A 24,306-nucleotide genomic window follows, 5' to 3' on the forward strand; every position below is an offset into this window, starting at 1 on the left:
CGGGTGCCACTGCGACGCGGGGTGCGGCGGCCGTCACGCCGGTGCCGGGCGAGCGGCGCCCGTCATCGTCGCGACAGGCGCCGCCTCGTGTCCGCACCCGTGGTGCGAGCAACCGCTGTGCGGACAACCACTGTGCGCGCAACCGCTGTGCGGGCCTCGAGCAGGCGCGGCCCTCAGCCGCGCCGTCCCCGCCCATGGCCCTTGCGGCCCTGTTCCTCGTCGTGATCGCCGTAGCCCTGCTCGTCGTACGACCCCAGCAGTTCGTCCGCCAGCGTCGGCAGGTCGTCCAGCGGGGTCTCCTCGGCCCAGTCGGGGCGCGGCCGGCGGCGGGGCGTGCCGTCGGCATCGATCTGAGGCATCTCGCGCGTACGGTCCTGGGAGCCGTCGGGACCGGTGGCGGACCGCTCGTCCCGGAAGAAGCCGGGCGGCACCCGGTCCGCCGGGGCGTCACCCCGTACGGGCGGCAGTACGGCCGTCTCGTCGGCCGCGCCCACCGGGGCGTCACCCCGTACGGGCGGAAGCACCGCCGTCTCGTCCGCCGCGCCCGCCGGAGCCACCGCCGGAAGCACCGCCGTCTCGTCCGCGGCGCCCGAGGGAACCGACGGCTGCGGCAGCTCGGCGGTCACCTCGGATTCGGAGGGCGCACCCTGCACGTCCTCGGCGGGGCCGCCACGCTCCTCACGCACCGGACGCAGCACCGTCGTCTCGTCCGTGCCCGGCTCCGGCCGGCCCCCGGCGGGCGTGCCCGCCTTCGAGCCGCCTCCGGCGGGCGTGCCCGCCTCGGGTGTGCCCGGTGACACCACCGGCGTCGGGACCGTCTCGTCGGCACCACGGCCGCCCGGCGACACCACCGGCGTCGCCACCGTCGCCGCGTCCGGAGCCACGCCCGGCGCGGACGGCATGGGAGCGCTGGGCCTGCGGGCCGCCGCGTCGGCCGCCGCCGCGGCCTCGGCCGCCTGCCGGCGGGCCTCCTCGGCCCGCAGCAACGCCTCCTCGGCCTTGCGCTGCTTCTCCAGGCGCCGCGCCTCCTCCTCGGCGCGCAGCCGGGCCTGCCGGGCCTCTTCCTCAGCGCGCAGGCGCGCCTCCTCCTCGGCCTGCCGGCGCCGGCGCTCCTCCTCGACCCTGCGACGGGCCTCTTCCTCGGCGCGGGCCTTCTCCTCGGCGAGCAGCCGCTGCCGCTCCTCCTCCGCGCGCCGGGCCGCTTCCTCGGCCCGCTGCCGGGCCTCCTCCGCCTGCCGTTCGGCCTCGCGCCGCTGCGCCTCCTCCAGCTCGCGGCGCTTGCGCTCCTCCTCCTCGGCGCGCAGCTTGGCGAGCTGCTCCTGGCGCTCGCGCTCCAGGCGCTCCTCCTCGGCCTTGCGGGCGGCCTCCTCCTCGGCCTTGCGGCGGGCCTCCTCCTCGGCCTTCCTCCGTGCCTCCTCCTGGGCCTTGATCTCGGCCTCGGACAGCGGCAGCACGGTGTCCAGCCGGTGCCGGATCACGGTGGTGACGCCCTCGGGCTCCTGCCCCGCGTCCACGACCAGGTAGCGGCCGGGGTCGGAGGCGGCCAGCGTGAGGAAACCGGCCCGCACGCGCGCGTGGAACTCCGCCGGCTCGGACTCCAGCCGGTCCGGCGCCTCGGTGAACCGCTCACGGGCGGTCTCCGGGGAGACGTCCAGCAGGACGGTGAGGTGCGGGACCAGCCCGTTGGTCGCCCAGCGGTTGATGCGGGCGATCTCGGTCGGGGACAGATCGCGGCCGGCGCCCTGGTACGCCACCGAGGAGTCGATGTAACGGTCGGAGATGACGACCGCGCCGCGCTCCAGGGCGGGGCGCACGACGGTGTCGACGTGCTCGGCGCGGTCGGCGGCGTACAGCAGCGCCTCCGCGCGGTGGGACAGGCCCGCCGAGGACACGTCGAGCAGGATCGAGCGCAGCCGCTTGCCGACCGGGGTGGCCCCCGGCTCGCGGGTGAGCACGACCTCGTGGCCCTTGGCGCGGATCCACTCGGCGAGGGCCTCGGCCTGGGTGGACTTGCCGGCGCCGTCGCCGCCCTCCAGGGCGATGAAGAAACCGCTGGCCGCCGGGACGGTGACCGGGTCGTCGCCGCCGAGCAGCGCGTCCTTGAGGTCCTGGCGCAGCGGCACGCCGGAACGGTCGTCGACCTTGGCGAGCACCAGCGCGGCCACCGGCAGCAGCAGCGCGCCGACCAGCATCAGCGTGAAGGCCGCGCCGCCGTGCGCGAAGACGAACCTGCCGTTCTCCAGCCGGTGCGGGCCGATCAGCGCCGCCACCAGGGGCGCGATGAGGACGCCGAGCGCTATGAAGACCCGGACGACCGCGTGCAGGTGCTCGGTGGTGCGCGCCCGGCGGTACTCCTCGGTCTCCTGGTCGAGCAGGGCGTGCCCCGTGTTGGCGGCCACGCCTGCGGCGGCGCCGGCCAGCGTGACGATCAGCAGCACCGTGGTGACGTCCGGGACGAGTCCCGCGGCCAGCAGGGCGATGCCGGTGAGGGCGATGGCGAGGGCCAGCAGCCGGCGGCGCGAGAGCGAGGGCAGCAGTGCGGGAGCCGTACGGATGCCGACGGCAACACCGCCGGTCAGGCCCAGCACCAGCAGTCCGTAGAGCACCGGGCCGCCGCCCAGGTCCTTGGCGTGCAGCACGCACACCGCGACGGCGGCGGCGATGGCCCCGGCCACGGCGGCGCAGGCCGGGACGAGCAGCGGGACGGCGCCCGTACGTCCCTTGTCGACGCCGGCGCCGGTGCGCGGGCGGCGCAGGCCCTCCAGCGGTGAGCGGGGACGCGGGGTGCGCGTGTCGGGCAGCTCCAGGAAGGTCAGCACGGACAGGGAGGCGGCGAACAGGCCCGCCGCCACGTACGACCCGAGGGCCACCTGGTGCTGGTCGAACCAGGCCACGCCGGTGCCCAGCAGGTTGTTGAGCAGGGCGGCCACGACCAGGGCGGCGGCGGCCAGCGGGACCGCCAGGAAGCTGGTGCGCAGCGCGAGGCGGCGCAGGGCGTCCAGGTGGTCCGGCAGCGGCCGTACGGTGGCGCCCTCCGGGGGCGGGACGGGCAGCAGGGCGGGGGCCGCACTCTCCCGGCACACCGTCCACAGCCGCTCGGCGACACCGGTGACGAAGGTGGTGACCAGCAGGACGGCGAGCGCGTCGTCCGGGGTCCAGTCGATCCACAGGGGGGCGACGATCAGCAGCGCGGCACGCAGGCCGTCGGCGCCGACCATGGTCCACCGGCGGTCGAGCGGGCCCTCCTGGGAGGTGAGCGCGGTGAGCGGGCCGAGGAGGACCGCGCCGAAGAGAAGCACGGCGAGGATGCGCGCGGCGAAGACCGTCGCCACTGCGAACGCCACGCCCCGGTAGCCGCCGCCGAACGTGCCCTCGGCGATCGCCGCCTGGAGGGCGAGGACGACCAGGACGAGGAGGGCGAGGGTGTCGCCGACACCGCTCACCAGCTGTGCGCTCCACAGGCGCCGCAACTGCGGTCGGCGCAGCAGGGAACGGACGGCGCGCTCGCGGGAGTCCGCGACCAGGGCATCGTCCGGTGCTGGAGTGGGGGCCGTTGGCTGCTCGGCTCGCGTCATGCGTTCAGCCTATCCGCAGCCACCGACACCACACCTCGCTCCTCCTGTCATGCGCACGCCCCGACACCAAAGTGATGCCGGGGCGTTCGTTTCGCGAAGCCGGGGAGGAGGTCCGCCGAGCCGGCGGCGGGTCAGTCCTCCGTGCTGGAAGCCGTCGCCTTCGAAGCCGTCGCCTTCTTGGCGGTGGTCTTCTTGGCGGCCGTCTTCTTCGCCGCGGCCGTCGTCTTCTTCGCCGCCGTCTTCTTGGCCGCGGTCTTCTTCGCCGGGGCCGTCTTCTTGGCCGCCGCCTTCTTCACGGTCTTCTTGGCGGGCGCCTTCGCGCGCTTCTCGGCAAGCAGTTCGAAGCCGCGCTCCGGGGTGATCGCCTCCACACTGTCACCGGAACGGAGGGTCGCGTTGGTCTCGCCGTCGGTGACGTACGGGCCGAAACGACCGTCCTTGACCACGACCGGCTTGCCGGAGACCGGGTCCTCGCCCAGTTCCTTCAGCGGCGGCTTGGCGGCGGCGCGACCGCGCTGCTTCGGCTGGGCGTAGATCGCCTGCGCCTCCTCCAGCGTGATCGTGAAGAGCTGCTCCTCGGCCTGCAGCGAGCGCGAGTCCGTGCCCTTCTTCAGGTACGGGCCGTAGCGGCCGTTCTGCGCGGTGATCTCCACACCGTCGGCGTCGGTGCCGACGACACGCGGCAGCGACATCAGCTTCAGCGCGTCGTCCAGGGTCACCGTGTCCAGCGACATGGACTTGAAGAGGGAGGCCGTGCGCGGCTTGACCGCGTTCTTGCCGGTCTTCGGGGTGCCCTCGGGAAGGATCTCCGTGACGTACGGACCGTAGCGGCCGTCCTTGGCGACGATCTGGTGGCCGGTGGCCGGGTCGGCGCCCAGCTCGAAGTCACCACTGGGCTTGGCCAGCAGTTCCTCGGCCAGCTCGACGGTCAGCTCGTCCGGCGCGAGATCGGCCGGGATGTCGGCGCGCTGGTGCTGCTCGGTGTCCTTCTCGCCGCGTTCGATGTACGGGCCGTAGCGGCCGACGCGGAGCACGATGTCGTTGCCCACCGGGAACGACGACACCTCACGCGCGTCGATCGCGCCCAGGTCCGTCACCAGCTCCTTGAGGCCGCCGAGGTGGTCCCCGTCGCCGTTGCCGGCGTCGGCCGCGGCGCCGGTGACCGTGCCCTCGCCGAAGTAGAAGCGCTTCAGCCACGGCACGGCCTGTGCCTCGCCGGCCGCGATCCGGTCGAGGTCGTCCTCCATCTTGGCGGTGAAGTCGTAGTCGACGAGCCGCCCGAAGTGCTTCTCCAGGAGGTTGACCACGGCGAAGGACAGGAAGGACGGCACCAGGGCCGTGCCCTTCTTGAACACGTAGCCACGGTCGAGGATCGTGCCGATGATCGACGCGTACGTCGACGGGCGGCCGATCTCGCGCTCTTCCAGCTCCTTGACCAGGGAGGCCTCGGTGTAGCGGGCCGGGGCCTTGGTGGCGTGGCCGTCGACCGTGATCTCCTCGGCGGACAGCGGGTCGCCCTCGCCGACCTGCGGCAGCCGGCGCTCGCGGTCGTCCAGCTCGGCGTTCGGGTCGTCGGCGCCCTCCACGTAGGCCTTCAGGAAGCCGTGGAAGGTGATGGTCTTGCCGGAGGCGCTGAACTCGACGTCCCGGCCGTCGGCGGCGGTGCCACCGATCTTCACGGTGACGCTGTTGCCGGTCGCGTCCTTCATCTGAGAGGCGACAGTCCGCTTCCAGATCAGTTCGTAGAGCTTGAACTGGTCGCCGGTCAGACCGGTCTCGGCAGGAGTGCGGAAACGATCACCCGAAGGGCGGATCGCCTCGTGGGCCTCCTGCGCGTTCTTGACCTTCGCGGCGTAGGTACGCGGCTGCGGGGGCAGGTAGTCGGCGCCGTACAGCTGCGTGACCTGGGCGCGGGCGGCCGCGACGGCGGTGTCGCTCAGCGTCGTGGAGTCCGTACGCATGTACGTGATGTAGCCGTTCTCGTACAGCTTCTGCGCGACCTGCATGGTCGCCTTCGCGCCGAAGCCGAGTTTGCGGCTCGCCTCCTGCTGCAGCGTCGTCGTACGGAACGGGGCGTACGGCGAGCGGCGGTACGGCTTGGACTCGACGGACCGGACGGAGAAGCGGGTGTTCTCCAGGGCGGCGGCGAGGGCGCGGGCGTTCGCCTCGTCGAGGTGGAGGGTGTTCTCGCTCTTGAGTTGCCCGAGGGAGTCGAAGTCGCGGCCCTGCGCGACCCGCCGGCCGTCGACGGTCTGCAGACGGGCCACCAGCGACGACGGGTCCGACGGATCCCCCGCGCGGCCGGTCGAGAAGGTGCCCGTCAGGTCCCAGTACTCAGCGGAACGAAAGGCGATGCGCTCGCGTTCCCGCTCGACGACGAGCCGGGTCGCGACGGACTGGACACGGCCGGCCGACAGCCGCGGCATGACCTTCTTCCACAGGACCGGCGAGACCTCGTAGCCGTAGAGGCGGTCGAGGATGCGGCGGGTCTCCTGGGCGTCGACCATGCGCTGGTTCAGGTCGCGCGGGTTGGCGACGGCCTCGCGGATCGCGTCCTTGGTGATCTCGTGGAACACCATGCGCTTGACCGGGACCTTGGGCTTCAGGACCTCCAGGAGGTGCCACGCGATGGCCTCGCCCTCGCGGTCCTCATCGGTGGCGAGGAACAGCTCGTCGGAGTCCTTCAGCAGGTCCTTGAGCTTCTTGACCTGGGCCTTCTTGTCGGCGTTGACGACATAGATCGGCTCGAAGTCGTGTTCTACGTCCACACCGAGGCGGCGGACCTCGCCGGTGTACTTCTCGGGCACCTCCGCGGCGCCGTTGGGAAGGTCACGGATGTGCCCGACGCTCGCTTCGACTACGTAGCCGGGGCCGAGGTAGCCCTTGATCGTCTTCGCCTTGGCAGGCGACTCGACGATGACGAGTCGGCGGCCGCCCTGTGCGGTCTCGCTGGTCGGGGACAACTTGGCTCTTCTCTCCGGTCGACGCTGGGGCCTCCCCAGGCCTTCGTCCCGGGGTCGCGGCGTGCTTCTGGCTCGTGTGACGCTGCGGAGTGTGACGGTACATCCCGCCCCCGTGTCAAACGGGAAAAGCCCACAACGGCCACTCGAACGGTAACCCGACTACCGCCATTCCTGCCGCCCGGAGTACCCGGTGGCCCCGTGGCCCATGTCCGGAGCGTGACGCTCCCTTTACTCCCGCGGCATCGTCGGGGCCGCGGGCCCACCGACGTCAGAGGCGCGTCAGGCAGTACACGGCGAGGACCATCGCGACCGTCCCGGCCACGCTCGCGAGGGCGGCCGATGCGACCCGGCTCACACTTTCGGCCACCGGCTCGCGGCGCCGGAGACGAACCCCGGTCCACCCCAGCAGAGCGGCCCCGAACAGGGCGAACACCCCTCCCGCGAAGATCGCCGGCGCGCTCTCCATCCCCCGCCCACCCTTCCGTCCCGTCCGGCTCTGCCCAGCGCGGGGAGGGTGGCACGCGCGGGAGACCGGCGGGCGACATCGGGGTGAACGGAAGGTCGACGCGCTGCCGGGCAGGGGCTCGAGCAGGGCCGGCCAGGGCCCGGCACCCATATTTTTCCGGCCTTTTTCCCACCGGCGGTCCGCCGCGTGCGTCGTCCGGCCCGTGCCACCGGCATACGACGATGATCCGGACGCGGCCACCGGACGGTCCGATCGCGCCTACGACGGCACGGCTACCCGGGGGTACGGCACCTGCCCGGCACCGTGCCCCAACGGCGTACCCCGGTGTCGGACCCCGGCGTCCGACCCCGGCTCAGCGCACCGGCTCCAGGAAGCCCTGCTCCACCAGCAGGCGGATCTGGGCGGGCGTCTGATCGCGGAGCAGCACCGGGTCCTCGCCCATGAGCTGGGCGATCGCGTCCAGGATCCGGCCCGCGCTCAGCGTGCCGTCGCACACGCCCGCGAACCCGGCGCCGACCGTGTCCACCTTGGTGGCCCGGCGCATCCCGCGGTGCTGGCGCAGCACCACGTGCTCCGGGTCCTCGGCGCCGGGCAGCCCGACCTGCTCCTGGACCACTTCGGCGGCGAGTTCGAAGTGGCTTCCCAGCAGCGCCGCGTCGTCGTGCTCCCGGAGATAGTCGAGGCGCTCGAAGTGCGCCCGGATCGTCTCCCCGAGGGGCTGCTCGACCGGGTGCGGCCACTCCTCCACGGTGACGGTGGGTTCGGCGGACCCGGTCCTGCGCAGGGTGATCCAGCCGAAGCCGATCGCCTTGACCTTGCGTGCCTCGAACTCGTCCAGCCAGGCGTCGTAGCGCGCCTGGTACTCCGCCGGGTCCCCGCGGTGGTCACCGGCGTCCCTCAGCCACAGCTCGGCGTACTGCGTGACGTCCTGCACCTCGCGCTGCACGATCCAGGCATCGCACCCGCGCGGCACCCACGACCTGAGTCTGTCCTGCCAGTCCTCCCCTGCCACGTGCTGCCAGTTGGCGAGGAACTGCGCGAACCCGCCCTCGTTCAGCCGTTGCCCCGCCTGCTGAACGAGCGAGCGGCACAGATCGTCCCCGCCCATGCCACCGTCCCGGTAGGTCAGCCGGGCACCCGGGGAGATCACGAAGGGCGGGTTGGAGACGATGAGGTCGAAGGTCGCATCGTCCGCGACCGGCTCGAACAGCGAGCCCTCGCGCAGGTCCGCCGCGGGCGCGCCGGAGAGCGCGAGCGTGAGCGCGGTGATGTGCAGCGCGCGCGGGTTGAGGTCGGTCGCCGTCACACGCGTGGCGTGCTGGGCGGCGTGCAGCGCCTGGATGCCGGAGCCGGTGCCGAGGTCCAGGGCGGAGTCGACGGGCGTGCGGACGGTGATGCCGGCGAGAGTCGTGGAGGCGCCGCCGACGCCGAGGACGACCGCTGCGTCCGCCTGACGGCCCTGCTGCCCGATGCCGCCCGCGCCGCCGACCGCGCAGCCGAGGTCGGAGACGATGAACCAGTCCTCGCCGCCCGGACCGCCGTAGGGCCGTACGTCCACGGTCGAGGCCACCTCGTCGCCGCCCACGCGTGTGAGCCAGCCTGCCTCCAGGGCCTCCTCGACCGGCAGCACGGCGGCCACGCGCGCGTGGGGCACGGGTTGCTGGAGCAGGAACAGCCGTACGAGCGTCTCCAGCGGCGTGTCTCCACGGGTCGCGCGCAGGGCGGGCACGGTCTCGCTGCGGGCCAGCGCCGCGTACGCGGGGGCGCCGAGCAGGTCGAGCAGCCCGTCGGCGGTGAAGGAGGCGGCCAGCAGCGCGTCGCGCAGGCGCGCTGCGGTCTCGGGCCGGTCGGCAGCGGGCAGGGGGGCGGGTCCGGAGTCAGTCACGCCCCCCATTGTGGCCCCGGGCGGCTGCCCAGGGCCGACTCCGCGCGGACCGTCAGCCGGCTGTCGTCGACGCGGTCGCGGACGCCGAGCGGATCTTGCAGCTGGGCTGCTCGGCCATCGCCGCCTTGACGTCGCCCTGCTCCAGCCGCTTCAGCGCTTCCGTGCCGCTGGTGCTCTGCTCGCTGACGTTCTTCGCCTGGGTGGCTGCGATGTCCTTGAGGCCCTTGGCGAACTTGCCCTGGTCCTTGGTGTCGAGCCCGTCGACCTTCTTCTTCAGGTCGACGTACGACGCGGAGAGTTCGGCGAGGTTCTTGGTGGCGTCCTGCTGCCGCTTGGCGCCGCCGTCGACCCCGGGGGGCGCTCCGGCGTCACCGAGAGCGTCGGCGAGCGCCTTGTAGCCCTCGGCCAGGTCCTGGAAGGCCTGCGTGTAGGTCTTCTGGGCGCTCTTCGGCGGGAGATTGCTGTTCGTGGCGATGGCCGCGATCGAGGCGTTGGCCGACCTGATCTTCGCGTCCTGCGCCGGTACCGCGTCGCACACCTTCTTGGCCCAGGCGACCAGCTTGGGGTCGGGCCCCTTGTCGCCGCTGCTGGTGCATCCCGACAGCGCCACTACCAGTACCGCACCGCCGGACAGTGCGGCCGCGAGCTTCTTGTTCACCGGATTGGTCCCTTCCATGGCTCTCGGCCCCCGGAATCTACACGGCGGACGGTCCCCCTCCACCTCCCGGACGGCCCATAAGTCTTCTTTTGTGACTCTTCGCACCATGAGAGAGAAGGCTCACGACGGCGCACGACGCGGGTGGGCCCCACAGACAAGCGGGCGGGCAGCGCGTCAGCACGCGCCGTCCGCCCGCCCGTTGAGCAGGCCCTCTCGCTGTGGCCTACGAAACCACCGCCGCGTCCGGCGAGTTGGCGACCCGCTCGGCGCCCTCGTCCTCACCGACGGCGATCCCGCGCCGCTTGGAGATGTACACGGACACGACGATCACCAGGAGCGCGAGGACCGCGATCCCGACCCGTACGCCGACGTTCTTGTCGTCGCCGTAGGAGAACTTGATCACTGCGGGCGCGATGAGCAGCGACACCAGGTTCATGACCTTCAGCAGCGGGTTGATCGCCGGTCCGGCGGTGTCCTTGAAGGGGTCGCCGACCGTGTCACCGATCACCGTGGCCGCGTGGGCCTCGCTGCCCTTGCCGCCGTGGTGGCCGTCCTCCACCAGTTTCTTGGCGTTGTCCCAGGCGCCACCGGAGTTGGCGAGGAACACCGCCATCAGCGTGCCCGCACCGATCGCGCCGGCGAGGTAGGAGCCGAGCGCGCCCACGCCGAGCGTGAACCCGATGAAGATCGGCGCCATGACGGCGAGCAGTCCTGGCGTGGCCAGCTCGCGCAGGGCGTCCTTGGTGCAGATGTCGACGACCTTGCCGTACTCGGGCTTCTCGGTGAAGTCCATGATCCCGGGCTTCTCCCGGAACTGCCGCCGCACCTCGAAGACCACCGAACCGGCCGACCGGGACACGGCGTTGATGGCCAGTCCGGAGAAGAGGAAGACGACCGCGGCGCCCGCGATGAGGCCGACGAGGTTGTTGGGCTGCGAGATGTCCATCATCAGGCTCATCGGCGCGCCCGGTCCGGAGAGTTTCTCGCCGACGTCCTGCGCACCGGTGGTGATGGCGTCGCGATACGACCCGAACAGCGCCGCCGCCGCGAGGACGGCGGTGGCGATCGCGATGCCCTTGGTGATGGCCTTGGTGGTGTTGCCGACCGCGTCCAGGTTGGTGAGGACCTGCGCGCCCGCGCCCTGGACGTCGCCGGACATCTCGGCGATGCCCTGCGCGTTGTCGGAGACCGGCCCGAAGGTGTCCATGGCGACGATCACACCGACCGTGGTGAGCAGGCCGGTGCCGGCCAGGGCCACCGCGAACAGCGCCAGCATGATCGACGTACCGCCGAGCAGGAACGCGCCGTACACGCCGAGCCCGATGAGCAGCGCGGTGTAGACGGCCGACTCCAGGCCCAGCGAGATGCCGGAGAGGACGACGGTGGCCGGGCCCGTGAGGGAGGTCTTGCCGATGTCCCGGACCGGGCGGCGGGTGGTCTCGGTGAAGTAGCCGGTCAGCTGCTGGATGACCGCGGCGAGCAGGATGCCGATGGCCACCGCGACCAGCGCGAGGATCCGCGGGTCGCCGTCCTTGCCCCTGATCGCCGCGTCGGTGACGCCGTCGAGGTCGGAGTACTTCGCCGGCAGATAGACGAAGACCGCGATCGCGACCAGCACGAGGGAGATCACCGCGGAGACGAAGAAGCCGCGGTTGATCGCCGTCATGCCGCTGCGGTCCGCGCGCCGCGGGGCGACCGCGAAGATGCCGATCATCGCCGTGATCACACCGATGGCCGGCACCAGCAGCGGGAAGGCCAGTCCGGAGTCGCCGAAGGCGGCCTTGCCGAGGATCAGCGCGGCCACGAGGGTGACGGCGTACGACTCGAACAGGTCGGCCGCCATACCCGCGCAGTCGCCGACGTTGTCGCCCACGTTGTCGGCGATGGTCGCGGCATTGCGCGGGTCGTCCTCCGGGATGCCCTTTTCGACCTTGCCGACCAGGTCGGCGCCGACGTCGGCGGCCTTGGTGAAGATGCCGCCGCCCACACGCATGAACATCGCGATCAGGGCGGCGCCGAGGCCGAAGCCCTCCAGCACCTTCGGCGCGTCGGCCGCGTACACCAGCACGACACAGGAGGCGCCCAGCAGGCCGAGCCCCACCGTGAACATGCCGACGACGCCGCCCGTGCGAAATGCGATCTTCATCGCGGTGTGCGAGACGGTGGTGAGATCCTTTTCGGGTTCGCCCGGGGCCGGAGTGGCCTCCCGGGCCGCGGCGGCGACGCGCACATTGCTGCGCACGGCGAGCCACATGCCGATATAGCCGGTGGCCGCCGAGAACACGGCTCCGATCAGGAAGAACACCGAGCGCCCGGCACGCTGATTCCAGTCGTCCGCGGGCAGCAGCATGAGCAGGAAGAAGACGACGACGGCGAATACGCCGAGCGTGCGCAACTGCCGGGCGAGATACGCCTTGGCACCTTCCTGGACCGCCTCGGCGATCCGTTTCATGCTGTCGGTGCCCTCGCCCGCCGCCAGCACCTGGCGCACCAGGATTCCCGCGACCACCAGCGCGGCCACGGCGACGGCCGCGATGACAGCCACCATGATCCGGTTGTCGTCGGTCAGTACCGCGGCCGCGAGGGCTGTGGGGTGACCCGACTGATGAGGGGTAGAAAGCCCCGCCATTCGTCCTCCTTGACGCTTGGGCTGAGCTCAAGATGTGGACGGATTCTAGGTACCCGCGAGTGATCTAAACAGGGGACGGTAAACGGAATTGGCCTTCTTGTGCTCTTCAGCAAACGATCGAGGTCACGCCACGGAACCCGAAAGGGGTAATGCCTCAAAGGCATTGACGGCCGCATTGCCGCTTGATCAAATTATCAGGCTATTGATCGTGAATTCCTTCACGAATTCCATGGGCTTACCGGAAAAACGACAAGGGCCCTGCTCAGCAGGGCCCTGGTGAGGTTGCGTGACGGCCGGGAGCGGCTTCGGGCGAGGGAGACTCGACCGGGAGGGACTCAGAGGACCGCCGCGGCCGGCGGTGTGGCCGGCCAGGTCATGCGGATCAGACCGCCGTCCTGACCGGTGGTGACCTCCACGTCGTCGACGAGGCCGCTGATGACCGCGAGGCCCATCTCGTCCTCCTCGACCTCCGCCTCGCCGTCCTGCCCGGCGGGCGTGTCGCCGCCCGGGACGGCGTGCGGGGCCTCATCGCCGACCTCGATGGAGAACTGTTTCTCCTCCTCGATCAGCGCCACCTTCACAGGCGCCGTGATGCCGCTGCTCTGATGCAGACCGACGGCACGGGAGCAGGCCTCGCCCACGGCGAGCCTGACCTCGTCGAGGACGGCCTCGTCCACCCCGGCCCTGCGTGCCACCGCTGCCGCCACCAGCCGGGCGGTCCGGACGTGCTCGGGCAGCGCGCTGAAGCGGAGTTCGACGGTGGCCATGCATCCCCCTCGCGACTACGGGCGTGCGGTCGGGGGCGGGGCCACCGAGAGCCCGCACCCCCTGGTGTGCTTGTGTGCCCCGGGCCGCTTCGTCTTCATCGGCCCAGGACGGGACCGGCCGACGACCGGACTCCGCAGGAGCCCGACGCCGGCGACCGGTCCGCGGTCAGTCGGTGGCCGCCACCGCTTCCTCGACCGAGGTGTGAATCGGGAACACCTTGGTGAGGCCGGTGATGCGGAAGATCTTGAGAATGCGCTCCTGGTTGCAGACCAGGCGCAGCGAGCCCTCATGGGCGCGCACCCGCTTCAGGCCGCCGACCAGCACGCCGAGTCCGGTGGAGTCGAGGAAGTCCACGCCCTCCATGTCGACGACGAGGTGGAAATTGCCGTCGTTCACCAGCTCGACCAGCTGCTCGCGCAGCTTGGGCGCGGTGTATACATCGATTTCGCCACCGACCTCGACGACCGTACGATCGCCGACGGTACGGGTCGACAGGGACAGGTCCACGGATCCTCCAGCACCTTGCTATCGAGCGGTCGCCCCTCGGGCACCTTGGCTTGCGGCCCCCGGGACGCATCGCCAGCCGCGATGGCATTCAATCACTTACCGGCAGGCGTGCACGACGCCTTGGCTCCATTGTCCGTCACTCCAGTGACACACTCGGTGCCGATGGCCAAGAATCACCGATCCGACCGATCCCCGGCCGGCCCGGCGTCCCGCCCGTCTCCGGGGACCGTCCTGGACCGGCTCGCCTCGGGGCCGAGCCGGTCTGCGCGCATCACTCATACGGAGCACTTGCCCCCGCGCGCGGGTCGGCATGCCGTCTGGCCTGATCGGATTCGCTCGGAGGTGATCGCGGCCGTGCAGGCATGCGGCATCGAGCATCCGTGGGCCCACCAGGCACTGGCCGCCGAGCACGCCCTGGACGGCGCATCGGTGGTCGTCGCCACCGGCACCGCCTCCGGCAAGTCCCTCGCCTATCTCGCGCCCGTGCTGTCCACCCTTCTGGATGGCGCCGAGGCGCCGAACGGACGCGGCGCCACCGCCCTGTACCTGGCCCCCACCAAGGCCCTCGCGGCGGACCAGTGCCGGTCGGTGAAGGAACTTTCACAACCTTTGGGCATCGCCGTACGCCCAGCCGTGTACGACGGGGACACTCCGGTCGAGGAACGCGAGTGGATCCGCCAGTACGCCAACTACGTCCTCACCAACCCCGACATGCTGCACCGCGGGATACTCCCGTCCCACCCCCGCTGGTCCTCCTTCCTGAAATCCCTCAAGTACGTCGTCATCGACGAGTGCCACACCTACCGGGGCGTGTTCGGCTCGCACGTCGCCCAGGTGCTGCGCCGGCTACGCCGTCTGTGCGCGCGCTACGGCTCCTCACCCGTCTTCCTGCTGGCCTCGGCGACCGCCGCCGAGCCCGCCGTCGCCGCCCGTCGGCTGACCGGCCTGCCGGTGGTCGAGGTCGCCGACGACGCCTCCCCGCGCGGCGAACTGGTCTTCGCCCTCTGGGAGCCCCCGCTCACCGAGCTGCACGGCGAGAAGGGCGCACCCGTACGGCGTACCGCCACCGCCGAGACCGCCGACCTGCTGACCGACCTCACCGTGCAGGGCGTGCGCTCGGTGGCGTTCGTACGGTCCCGGCGCGGCGCCGAGCTGATCTCGGTGATCGCCCAGGAGAAGTTGGCCGAGGTCGACCGCACGCTGGTCCGGCGTGTCGCGGCCTACCGCGGCGGCTACCTCCCCGAGGAGCGCCGCGCCCTGGAACGCGCCCTGCACTCCGGCGAACTCCTCGGTCTCGCCGCCACAACCGCCCTGGAGCTGGGCGTGGACGTCTCCGGCCTGGACGCCGTGGTGATCGCCGGCTACCCGGGCACACGCGCGTCCCTGTGGCAGCAGGCGGGCCGCGCGGGCCGCTCCGGGCAGGGCGCCCTGGCGGTCCTCGTCGCCCGGGACGACCCGCTGGACACCTTCCTGGTCCACCATCCCGAGGCCCTGTTCGACCAACCGGTGGAATCGACGGTCCTCGACCCCGACAATCCCTACGTCCTCGCCCCGCACCTGTGCGCCGCCGCCGCGGAACTCCCGCTGACCGAGGAGGACCTGGACCTCTTCGGTCCCGCCTGCGCGGACGTGCTGCCGCAGCTGGAGGCCGCGAAACTGCTGCGCCGGCGGACGAAGGCCTGGCACTGGACCCGCCGGGAACGGGCCGCCGACCTCACCGACATCCGCGGGGCGGGCGGCCGTCCGGTGCAGGTCGTCGAGGCCGGCACCGGACGGCTGCTCGGCACGGTCGACGCGGGCGCCGCGCACTCCACGGTCCACGAGGGCGCCGTCCACCTGCACCAGGGCCGCACCTACCTGGTGCGCTCCCTGGACCTGGAGGACTCGGTCGCCCTGGTCGAACAGGCCGACCCGCCGTACTCGACGGTCGCCCGCGACACCACCGCGATCTCCATCCTGGAGACGGACACCGAGATCCCGTGGGGCGCCGGCCGCCTGTGCTACGGCTCCGTCGAGGTCACCAACCAGGTGGTCTCCTACCTCCGCAGACGCCTGATCACGGGCGAAGTGCTGGGCGAGACGAAACTCGACCTCCCTCCTCGAACGCTGCGCACCCGCGCGGTGTGGTGGACGGTCACCGACGACCAGCTGGACGAGGCCCGGATCATCCCGGAGATCCTCGGCGGCTCCCTGCACGCCGCCGAGCACGCCTCGATCGGCATGCTGCCCCTCTTCGCGACCTGCGACCGCTGGGACATCGGCGGGGTCTCGGTCCCCCTCCACCCCGACACCCTCCTGCCGACGGTCTTCGTGTACGACGGCCACCCCGGAGGCGCGGGCTTCGCCGAGCGGGCTTTCCACACCGCCCGCGCCTGGCTCGCCGCCACCCGGGAGGCCATCGCCTCCTGCGAGTGCGAGGCGGGCTGCCCGTCCTGCATCCAGTCCCCCAAGTGCGGCAACGGCAACGACCCGCTGCACAAGAGGGGCGCGGTACGCCTCCTCACCGTGCTGCTGCGAGGGGCGCCGGAGGAGAAGACGGGGGCGGAGGAAGCGGAGAGGGAGAGGGGGAGGCAGGTGGAGACGGAGGCGAAGCTGACGGAGGGGCTGGAGGCCGGACAGGCGGGACCGACGGAGAACCTCGGCACCGGCTAGGCGGGCGTGCGACGGAGGGGCTGAGGGCCGGGGCCGGCTAGGCGGGCGACCGCCGGAGCGCCTGCCGCCCGACCAGGCGGGGGCCTACGGAGAGCCCGGCGGCCGACCAGGCGGGAACCCACGGAGAGCCCGGGCTGAGGGGGGCGGCGTAGGCAGCGGCCGGCGGAGGCGTAGACCGGCTCGGGCGAGGTGCCGACGGAGCGCCTGGAAGCCCGCCGGCGAGAAGCCGGGCCCTGGAAGCACCCGCGGGGCCGCGCGGGGCCTCGGCGGTCAGCGACCGGGCAGCCAGGTACCGCCCGGCGTCGGGGTCCGGCTCCCGCCTTGGCCGACCGGCGCCTCAGGGCCCGCCGGCCCCGCTCTCGCCCTCACTTCCGCCGTGAACGGCCCGCGTCCCGAGGCCGCCGTCACGTCCGAGGTCTCACCCGCGATGGCGCACCGCACCAGCCGGACCCCCTGAGCCGCCGCCAACCGCTCGGCCCACGCGCAGGCCGCCGCACCACCCTCGGCCCAGTGGTCCGCCGCCGCAAGGGCCGCCAGATCCGCACCGCCGGCCGCCCGGTGCCGGACGACGACGGCCTGCCCCAGTACGAGCACGGCGCCGAAGACCGCGCACAGCAACGCGATCGCCCCCAGACTCCAGACGGTGGCCGATCCTCGGTCGGAATGCCCGCGGTCGGAATTCCCCCGGTCGGAGCACCCCCGAACGGCGCACCTCCGACCGGAGTGCCCTCGGCGGGAGAGCCCCCGGACGGGGTGCCCTCGGCGCGGGTGCTCCCGGACGGACTGCCCGGGGTCAGGGCGCTCTCGGGCGGAGTACTGCCGACCGTGCGCCTCATCCCGCTTCACGGGACCTCCTCCTTCGCCGCCCCCACCGTCTCCTCGGCCAGCGCCACGGCCTCCTCGCGTACCTCGAACGGAAGCCCGCTGAGCACGGGCGGTCTGGCCACCACCGTCACCCGGACCTGATCGCCCGCACGCCCCACCGTCACCCGCGCCCCGCGCGGCGCCGCATCCCGGGTCACCGTCACCACCGCGTCGGCAGGGTCCTGGCGGGCGGCGGCCCGGGCGCCCGCGCGGGCGGCGTCCACGCACTGGATCTGTGCCGCCACCACGAGCAGCCCCCAGACCAGCGCCATGGTGAACGCCACCAGCACGCAGAGCACCACGGCCGCCTCCGCGGTCACGAACCCGCGGTCCGCCCCCCGCTCACATCCGCGCACTGAGGGCCTTCTTCACGATGGCCTGCAGTTCCGCCCTGACCTGGCCGCTGGTGACGACCTCGTAGAGCAGCAACGCGAAGCCGACGGCCGCGATGATTCCCATCGCGTACTCGGACGTCACCATTCCGGCGTCCTGCCGGCGCCCGCGGCACATCCCCCGCAGCCGCGCCACCGCTGCCTTGATCTTCCTGTTCATCTCAACCCCCGTGAGGTTCGTTCCTGTTGTTCCTCTTCGTGGTTCACGCACCGCGCTCGGCCGCTCTCGTACCGCTCACCTCCCTCCCACCACCCCGCCCGCCAGTCCGATCACGACCGGCAGCACGCCGATCGCGACGAACGCGGGCAGGAAGCACAGGCCGACCGGCGCGGAGATCAGTACCGCCGCCCGGCGCGCACGGGCCGTCGCGGTGCGAGCCCACTCCGCGCGGGCGTCCGAGGCGAGGCGGGCGGCCGGTCCGGCCGCGGGCAGCCCGGACTCGTCGGCCCGCTCCAGGAGCCGCGCCAGGGTTCCGGCACCGGGCAACGCCGCCAATCTCCGCCAGGCGTCCGCCGGTTCGCCGCCGAGCCGCACCTCCGCCGCGCCCCGCGCCAGTGCTTCCCCGACGGGTCCGCCGAGGGCCTCCCCCACCGCCTGCGCGGCGATCACCGGGCCGGCGCCGGCCGCGATACAGGCCGCCAGCAGGTCGGCGGCGAGCGGGAGTTGACGCTCGGCACGAGCGGGGTCGGCCGCCTCCACCGGGGCCACCGCCGCCTGGCGCTCCCGCCACCGCCACAACACCACTCCGACGCCGAGTCCCAGCAGGGCCCCGCCGACTCCGCCGACCAGCGCCCAGGCACCGCAGGCCGCCCCGCCTGCCGGCAGCCATCGCCGCACCACTCCCGGCACCTCGATCGGTGTTCTGGCCACGGGAAGTTCCACCCCCAGCAGCTCGGCCACCCGGCGCCGCGACCGGCGCCGCCGCCGCGCCGTCTCCACGCGTCGCACGCCCCACCAGAGGGTCAGCACCACGATCCCGGCCATCCCCAGCCTGTGGACGAATTCCCCGCTCACACCACCCACCCCTTCCGCACGACCCGCCCCTTCGGGCGACCACCTCTTCCGCACGACCCCGCCGACACCGCAGTCACCACCACGCCGACACAGCCACGCCCCTCACACCGCCTCCGCCCCCCGTACGATCCGCACCGCCCACCACAGCCCGACCGCCTCGAACACCGCTCCGGCGGCCAGGCAGCCGAGGCCGGCTCCGGTGTGCAGGAGGACATGCAGTGGGTCGGCGCCCATGGCCGCGCCGAGGAGCAGGCCGAGGGCGGGCAGCGCGGCGAGCAGCACCGCGGTGGCCCGGGCCCCCGACAACTGGGCACGGAGGTCGGCGCGTTGGTCCCGATCGGCGCGCAGGGCCGCGTCCAGCCGGTCCAGGCCGGCCGCGAGCCCCGCGCCCTGGTCCACGGCCACCCGCCAGCACGCGGCCAGCCCCAGCAGGCCCTCGGCACCCGGCTGCCGGGCCGCCGCGGCGAGCGCGCCGGGCACGTCCCCGCCGAACCGCGCGGCCGCGACCGCGGCCGCCTGCCCGTCACCGAGTCCGCCGGAGTCCCGCGCGGCGCGCAGCAGCGCCTCACCGGGCTGCCGTCCCGCACGCACCTCCCCGGCGAGGACCCCGCACAGGGCGATCACGGTCTCCGCCCGCCGTTCCCGGGTGCGCCGGGCCCGCCGGGCTCGCCGCATCCGGCGCAGTACCGGCACCCCGGCCGCGCCCGCGACGACCGGAACGACCGAGGTGCCCAGCAGTGCGAGCAGCAGCCCGGCCACGAGCAGCCACCACTCGGCCCTCAACCGGTCCCGCAGCCGCCGCAGTTCACCGAGGACCCGCTCCCGGCAGGGTGGGCCGGCGGCCACCAGTCCGCCGCCAGCGAGCAGCAGCCGTGCTCGCCGCATCCCGTAGTGCCGTCCGCCCAGCAGCCAGACCATCGCGCCCAGGCAGATCAGCGCCGCCCCCATGGACGTCTCACCGGTCACGTCCGTCACCCCTTCCTCTCGTCTCCGCACCCGGCCGAGCCGCCGAGCAGTTGCTCCAGTCGCTCCCAGCCGCGCTCCCGCGCGAAGGCCCGCTCGCCCCAGCGCAGTGCCGGCACCGTCCGCACCAGACCCGTGGTGTCCCGCTCCAGGACGTGCACCTCGGCGATCCGGCGCCGTCCGGACCGGCCTCGTACGAGGTGCAGCACCACGGAGAGGGCGGCCGCCAACTGGCTGTGCAGCGCGGGCCGGTCGAGTCCGGCGGCCGTGGCCAGCGCCTCCAGCCGGGCCGGTACGTCCGCGGCGGCGTTGGCGTGGACCGTGCAACAGCCGCCCTCATGACCTGTATTGAGTGCCGCGAGCAGATGCACGACCTCGGGTCCACGCACCTCTCCGACGACCAGCCGGTCGGGCCGCATCCGCAGGGCCTGCCGGACCAGGTCCTCGAGGGTGACCAGGCCGGCTCCCTCCTGGTTGGCGGGCCGGGTCTCCAGCCGGACCACGTGCGGGTGATCCGGTCGCAGCTCGGCCGAGTCCTCGGCGAGCACGACCCGTTCGCCCGGTCCGACCAGGCCCAGCAGGGCACTGAGCAGGGTCGTCTTGCCGCTTCCGGTGCCGCCGCTGACCAGGAAGGACAGCCGGGCAGCAAGCAGGGCCCGCAGGATCCGGTCTCCGCCCGGTGGCACGGTGCCCGCCGCCACCAGTTCCTCCAGCGTGAACGCCCGGGGTCGCACCACCCGCAGCGACAGGCAGGTACAGCCGACGGCGACCGGGGGCAGCACCGCGTGGAGCCGGGTCCCGTCGGGCAGCCGGGCGTCCGCCCAGGGCCGGGCGTCGTCGAGCCGGCGTCCGGCCACGGCGGCGAGCCGCTGCGCGAGGCGCCGTACGGCCGCCGCGTCCGGAAAGGTCACCGGTGTCAGTTCCAGGCCGCCGCCGCGGTCCACCCACACCCGGTCGGGTGCGGACACCAGGACGTCGGTGACGTGCGGATCGGCGAGCAGCGGTTCCAGGGGGCCGGCACCGACGAGTTCGGACCTCAGCTGCCGGGCCGCGCCGAGCACTTCGGCGTCGCCGAGCACCCGGCCGTGTTCGCGCAGCGCCTGGGCCACGCGCGCGGGGGTGGGCTCGGCGCCGCTCTCGGCCAGCCGGCGCCGGACGCCGTCGAGCAGGGCCGCGCCGTCGGCCCGATCGAGTCCGGGGAGAGTCATCGGGGGCCTCCCGCCTCGGCCAGGGCCCGCTCCCAGAAGTTCACGCAGAAGCGGGCGAGCGGGCCCCGTCCGGTGGCGGCGGGTGGTTTCGCACCGCTCTGGGAGCGCAGCAGGGCCGGTTCGACGGGCATCTCACCGGCCAGCGGCAGGCCGAGCAGCCGGGCCACCTCGCGGTCGTCCAGACCGGGCGCGTACGGTCCGCGGACCGCGATCCGGACATCGCGCACGATCATCCCGACGGCGGACGCGACCCGTCCGGCGGCCGCGACCGCCCGCAGTTCGGCGGGGACGACGAGCAGGACCAGGTCGAGCTGGGCGAGGGCTTCGGCGACGCCGTCGTCGAGGCGGCGGGGCAGGTCGACCACGACCGTGCCGCCGCGCCGCCGGGCGGCGGCGAGGACCGCGCGCACCGCCTGGGGCGGGATGGCGACGCAGTCGCCGCGGTCCCAGCTGAGCACCCGCAGCGCGTGCAGTTCCGGCAGCGACTCCTCCAGTGCGCCGCCGCCGAGCCTCCCGCGGGAGGCGGCGAAGGCGGGCCAGCGCAGTCCGTCGGCGCTCTCTCCGCCGAGGAGGACGTCGAGTCCGCCACCGAGCGGATCGGCGTCCACGAGGAGGGTGCGCAGTCCCTCGCGCGCGGAGGTGACGGCGAGGGCGCAGGCGAGCGTGGACGCTCCTGCGCCGCCTCTGCCGCCGATGACCCCGACGGTGAGGGCCGGGCGGCCGATTCCTTCGGCCACGTCGGCGAGGCGGTCGACCAGCCACTGCTCGCCGTCGGGGAGCATCAGGACGTGGTCGGCGCCGATCTGCACGGCTCGTTTCCACACTCCCGAGTCGTCCTGGTCCCGGCCGACCAGGACCACTCCGCGCCGCCGCGTGGCGCCGCCGACCCGGCGGGCGGCGTCGTCGCCGACCAGCACGAGCGGGGCCGCTTCCCAGCCGTCGCCGTGTTCCGGTACACCGTGGTGGACCTCGGGTGTGGCGCCTGCGGCCGCGCACAGCCGCAGCAGATCGTCCAACAGCTCGGCATCCTCGGTGAGGATGAGCGGCCGTCCGGGCCGGCCTGTGCCGGCGGGCGGCGGGTCGTGGGTGATGGTTCCGGCCACGCGTGTCCCCCCTTCGCTGCGTGTTCCGCGCAGCCCCTGCGGCCACGCGATTCCCAAAGATGTGAAGAACCGGCAAGCGGCCTCCATATGAGCGGCCGATAGGAACCGGCCATACGCGCTCCGGCAATCGGAACCGGCCATGAACTCGCCGCGACCGGAAGCGCTTGAATCACGGTGCAGCGATCCTCGAAATCTCGTGGATCTTGGTCGAAAACGGTGGACAACTCCGGGGCTGTGAATATCTCCGTCACCCATACCGGTGACCCCGGTAGCGATGCCTGTACCGGTGCCCGTACGACTTCCGCAGCGCATCCTGTCGATTACCTTGAGTAACCGTCCATGGGTGTGCGGGAGGGGCGGCCCGAGGGTCGCAGCACCGGCCGCGCGGCCGCGTGAAGAAGGGGGAGGGGCGAGAAAACGCACCCGGACATGCGACGACCCCCGCCGGGGGGGAGAGCGGGGGTCGTCCCCACGGCCGACTCGGGGGGGGAGGAGTCGGGCCGGGTTAGCACGGTCGCGAACGATCCGTGACTTCCATGGTGTACCCGAGAGCCCTCTCAGGCAAACCCACGCGCCCCACCTTACGCCGAATGGTGGGCGCATATGCTCAGGGACGTGGAAAACCACTCCTTGCCTCGCGCGGCAGCCTTCTTTGACCTGGACAAGACGGTCATTGCGAAGTCGAGCACGCTCACCTTCAGCAAGTCCTTCTACCAAGGCGGTCTGATCAACCGCAGGGCCGCACTGCGTACCGCATATGCGCAGTTCGTCTTCCTGGTCGGCGGCCTGGACCACGATCAGATGGAGCGCATGCGTGAGTATCTGTCCGCGCTGTGCCGCGGCTGGAACGTCCAGCAGGTGCGGGAGATCGTCGCCGAGACCCTGCACGACCTGATCGACCCGATCATCTACGACGAGGCCGCCTCCCTCATCGAGGAACACCACACGGCCGGACGGGACGTGGTGATCGTGTCCACCTCGGGCGCCGAGGTGGTCGAGCCGATCGGCGACCTGCTGGGCGCGGACCGGGTGGTGGCCACCCGCATGGTCGTCGGTGAGGACGGCTGCTTCACCGGCGAGGTGGAGTACTACGCCTACGGCCCGACCAAGGCCGAGGCGATCAGGGAGCTGGCCGCGTCCGAGGGCTACGACCTCGACCGCTGCTACGCCTACAGCGACTCCGCGACCGATCTGCCGATGCTCCAGGCGGTCGGGCACGCGCACGCCGTGAACCCGGACCGCGCGCTGCGCCGCGAGGCACTCGCGCGCGGGTGGCCGGTGCTGGAGTTCCGCCACCCGGTCCCGCTCAAGAAGCGACTGCCCACGCTCTCCGTCCCGCCCCGTCCGGCACTGGTCGCCGCGGCGGCCGTAGGAGCGGCGGCCGCGACCGCCGGCCTCGTCTGGTACGCGAGCCGACGCCGCGGCACCGCCTGATCTGCGCCCGTTTCACCCCTGTTTGAACATGCAAGTAAAGAAGTGCACACAGGGGTTCCGATTGCTCCCGGCTCGCGGTACAAAGAACTCAGGCCCGCGAGACCAAAGGACATCCGAGAGGATCACCTTCTACTACGCACTTGGCCCCACGGACCCCGCATGAACACCGGGCACCCACGCGACGTCGACCCGTCGATTACGGGCCAGCCGCACCAGGTGACGGGCAAAGTCCCCGGCCTGATGGGCACATATCGAGGACGCTTGGTAACTGGGTGAACATGCCAGCGGCGGTACGAGAACTCGTACCGCCGCAACCCTGTCCGGGGTGTTCCAGGGTGTTCCTCAGGCCGCGCCGCGCTGCAGCGCCTCGCACACCGCCGTCGACTCCCGCACACCCAGCTCGATCGCCCTGCCGCAGTGCGCGATCCAGGCAGCCATGCCCTCGGGGGTGCCGGAGGCGTACCCGTCCAGCGCGGCCAGGTAGGAGGCGCGGCCCAGCTCCGCGTGGCCGACCTCGGCGGGGCAGATCGCTTTCGGGTCGAGACCGCTGCCGATCAGCACGATCCGCTCGGCCGCACGCGCGACCAGGCCGTTGTGGGACACGAAGGGGCGCAGCGCGAGCAGCTCGCCGTGCACCACGGCGGCCGTCACCAGCGCGGGCGCGGACGTCCCCGCGATGATCAGGTCCGCCAGCCCCTCCAGGCGCCCGGAGACCTCCCCGGCGTCCGGCAGCGGAAGCTCGATCAGCGGCTCGTCCACCGCCTCGCCGGTCTGGCGCGGCCGGCCGACCTGCTCGTCGTTGCTCGCGGCGGCGACCAGGTGCAGCCGGGCCAGCACCCGCAGGGGCGACTGCCGCCAGATGGACAGCAGCTGTCCCGACTCGGCCGACAGCCGCAGGGCCGCGCCCACGACGCGCGCCTCGGCGTCGCCGCTGAAGTCGGTACGCCGCCGCACCTCCTCCAGCGCCCAGTCCGCACCGGACAGGGCAGCCGAGCCGCGGGCACCGCGCAGGGCCGCCTCGGAGGTGATCGCATTGCTGCGGCGCCGCATGACCCGGTGGCCGTAGACCCGGTCCACGGCCTTGCGCACGGACTCCACGGACTCGGCCACACCGGGCAGCGAGCCCAGGGCCGCGAGCGGATCGGCGGTCGCGCCTGTCGTACTCATGGGTACGACAGTACGCACCCCACCGGCCGCCCCCACGAAGGAGTGGTCTTCTTCACT

18 protein-coding genes are annotated in these 24,306 nt (G+C 72.7%); 2 read left to right on the forward strand and 16 right to left on the reverse strand.

The genetic code is table 11. The annotated features are described in order from the left end of the window. Positions 1-173: 173 nt before the first annotated feature. The 8 genes from tmk to bldG form a co-directional block, all read right to left on the reverse strand. Positions 174-3,575, reverse strand: a complete 3,402-nt coding sequence (gene tmk, locus ACZ5CW_RS33315; RefSeq protein WP_468608032.1) for a dTMP kinase — start codon at positions 3,573-3,575, stop codon at positions 174-176. A 131-nt stretch (positions 3,576-3,706) separates the two neighbouring features. Then, positions 3,707-6,538, reverse strand: a complete 2,832-nt coding sequence (gene topA / locus ACZ5CW_RS33320; RefSeq protein WP_468608034.1) for a type I DNA topoisomerase — start codon at positions 6,536-6,538, stop codon at positions 3,707-3,709. Positions 6,539-6,806: 268 nt separating this feature from the next. Continuing rightward, positions 6,807-7,004, reverse strand: a complete 198-nt coding sequence (locus ACZ5CW_RS33325; RefSeq protein ID WP_468608036.1) for a hypothetical protein — start codon at positions 7,002-7,004, stop codon at positions 6,807-6,809. A gap of 352 nt (positions 7,005-7,356) precedes the next feature. Then, complete coding sequence (locus ACZ5CW_RS33330) at positions 7,357-8,889, reverse strand: DUF7059 domain-containing protein (RefSeq protein WP_468608038.1); 1,533 nt, start codon at positions 8,887-8,889, stop codon at positions 7,357-7,359. Positions 8,890-8,941: 52 nt separating this feature from the next. Further along, a complete protein-coding gene (locus ACZ5CW_RS33335; protein WP_468608040.1) occupies positions 8,942-9,565 on the reverse strand; it encodes a small secreted protein in 624 nt (207 codons plus the stop codon). 205 nt (positions 9,566-9,770) lie between these two features. Continuing rightward, a complete protein-coding gene (locus tag ACZ5CW_RS33340; protein ID WP_468608042.1) occupies positions 9,771-12,176 on the reverse strand; it encodes a sodium-translocating pyrophosphatase in 2,406 nt (801 codons plus the stop codon). Between the two features lie 335 nt (positions 12,177-12,511). Next, positions 12,512-12,943, reverse strand: a complete 432-nt coding sequence (locus tag ACZ5CW_RS33345; RefSeq protein WP_468608044.1) for an ATP-binding protein — start codon at positions 12,941-12,943, stop codon at positions 12,512-12,514. Between the two features lie 166 nt (positions 12,944-13,109). After that, positions 13,110-13,451 (reverse strand): anti-sigma factor antagonist BldG, encoded by a 342-nt coding sequence (gene bldG / locus ACZ5CW_RS33350; RefSeq protein WP_010986038.1) that lies wholly within the window; start codon positions 13,449-13,451, stop codon positions 13,110-13,112. Between the two features lie 81 nt (positions 13,452-13,532). On the opposite strand from bldG, the gene ACZ5CW_RS33355 reads away from it, so the two are divergent. Then, entirely contained in the window at positions 13,533-16,103 is a 2,571-nt protein-coding gene (locus ACZ5CW_RS33355; protein WP_468608046.1) for a DEAD/DEAH box helicase, read from the forward strand. A gap of 270 nt (positions 16,104-16,373) precedes the next feature. On the opposite strand, the gene ACZ5CW_RS33360 is transcribed toward ACZ5CW_RS33355, so the two are convergent. The 7 genes from ACZ5CW_RS33360 to ssd all read right to left on the reverse strand — a co-directional run bounded on the left by ACZ5CW_RS33360 (position 16,374) and on the right by ssd (position 21,648). Further along, positions 16,374-16,736: an Rv3654c family TadE-like protein gene (locus ACZ5CW_RS33360; protein WP_468608109.1), complete on the reverse strand. Its 363-nt coding sequence runs from the start codon at positions 16,734-16,736 to the stop codon at positions 16,374-16,376. A gap of 209 nt (positions 16,737-16,945) precedes the next feature. Next, on the reverse strand, positions 16,946-17,287 hold the full coding sequence (locus ACZ5CW_RS33365; RefSeq protein WP_468608048.1) for a TadE family type IV pilus minor pilin: 342 nt from the start codon (positions 17,285-17,287) through the stop codon (positions 16,946-16,948). 22 nt (positions 17,288-17,309) lie between these two features. Next, entirely contained in the window at positions 17,310-17,519 is a 210-nt protein-coding gene (locus ACZ5CW_RS33370; RefSeq protein ID WP_468608050.1) for a DUF4244 domain-containing protein, read from the reverse strand. Positions 17,520-17,594: 75 nt separating this feature from the next. After that, positions 17,595-18,374, reverse strand: a complete 780-nt coding sequence (locus ACZ5CW_RS33375; RefSeq protein ID WP_468608052.1) for a type II secretion system F family protein — start codon at positions 18,372-18,374, stop codon at positions 17,595-17,597. Positions 18,375-18,476: 102 nt separating this feature from the next. Continuing rightward, positions 18,477-19,322 carry a type II secretion system F family protein gene (locus ACZ5CW_RS33380; RefSeq protein ID WP_468608111.1) on the reverse strand — a complete coding sequence of 282 codons (846 nt, stop codon included), beginning with the start codon at positions 19,320-19,322 and terminating at the stop codon, positions 18,477-18,479. Positions 19,323-19,345: 23 nt separating this feature from the next. After that, positions 19,346-20,545, reverse strand: a complete 1,200-nt coding sequence (locus ACZ5CW_RS33385; protein WP_468608054.1) for a TadA family conjugal transfer-associated ATPase — start codon at positions 20,543-20,545, stop codon at positions 19,346-19,348. Next, positions 20,542-21,648, reverse strand: a complete 1,107-nt coding sequence (gene ssd / locus ACZ5CW_RS33390) for a septum site-determining protein Ssd (RefSeq protein ID WP_468608056.1) — start codon at positions 21,646-21,648, stop codon at positions 20,542-20,544. Before ssd ends, ACZ5CW_RS33385 begins: the two co-directional genes overlap by 4 nt. 603 nt (positions 21,649-22,251) lie before the next feature. Between ssd and ACZ5CW_RS33395 the strand changes: the two genes are divergently transcribed. Continuing rightward, on the forward strand, positions 22,252-23,082 hold the full coding sequence (locus tag ACZ5CW_RS33395; protein ID WP_468608058.1) for an HAD family hydrolase: 831 nt from the start codon (positions 22,252-22,254) through the stop codon (positions 23,080-23,082). 342 nt (positions 23,083-23,424) lie between these two features. On the opposite strand, the gene ACZ5CW_RS33400 is transcribed toward ACZ5CW_RS33395, so the two are convergent. After that, positions 23,425-24,249: a Fic family protein gene (locus ACZ5CW_RS33400; RefSeq protein ID WP_468608060.1), complete on the reverse strand. Its 825-nt coding sequence runs from the start codon at positions 24,247-24,249 to the stop codon at positions 23,425-23,427. Positions 24,250-24,306 lie beyond the last annotated feature (57 nt).

This window comes from Streptomyces sp. NPDC031379, from assembly GCF_055569615.1.

Bases quoted from the DNA above. Each gene is read 5' to 3' on its own strand.
- ACZ5CW_RS33400 (WP_468608060.1), bottom strand. From the start codon at position 24,249: ATGAGTACGACAGGCGCGACCGCCGATCCGCTCGCGGCCCTGGGCTCG.
- ACZ5CW_RS33340 (WP_468608042.1), bottom strand. From the start codon at position 12,176: ATGGCGGGGCTTTCTACCCCTCATCAGTCGGGTCACCCCACAGCCCTC.
- tmk (WP_468608032.1), bottom strand. From the start codon at position 3,575: ATGACGCGAGCCGAGCAGCCAACGGCCCCCACTCCAGCACCGGACGAT.
- ACZ5CW_RS33385 (WP_468608054.1), bottom strand. From the start codon at position 20,545: ATGACTCTCCCCGGACTCGATCGGGCCGACGGCGCGGCCCTGCTCGAC.
- ACZ5CW_RS33345 (WP_468608044.1), bottom strand. From the start codon at position 12,943: ATGGCCACCGTCGAACTCCGCTTCAGCGCGCTGCCCGAGCACGTCCGG.
- ACZ5CW_RS33325 (WP_468608036.1), bottom strand. From the start codon at position 7,004: ATGGAGAGCGCGCCGGCGATCTTCGCGGGAGGGGTGTTCGCCCTGTTC.
- ACZ5CW_RS33335 (WP_468608040.1), bottom strand. From the start codon at position 9,565: ATGGAAGGGACCAATCCGGTGAACAAGAAGCTCGCGGCCGCACTGTCC.
- ACZ5CW_RS33380 (WP_468608111.1), bottom strand. From the start codon at position 19,322: ATGGGGGCGGCGCTGATCTGCCTGGGCGCGATGGTCTGGCTGCTGGGC.
- ACZ5CW_RS33370 (WP_468608050.1), bottom strand. From the start codon at position 17,519: ATGAACAGGAAGATCAAGGCAGCGGTGGCGCGGCTGCGGGGGATGTGC.
- ACZ5CW_RS33355 (WP_468608046.1), top strand. From the start codon at position 13,533: ATGGCATTCAATCACTTACCGGCAGGCGTGCACGACGCCTTGGCTCCA.
- ACZ5CW_RS33395 (WP_468608058.1), top strand. From the start codon at position 22,252: ATGCTCAGGGACGTGGAAAACCACTCCTTGCCTCGCGCGGCAGCCTTC.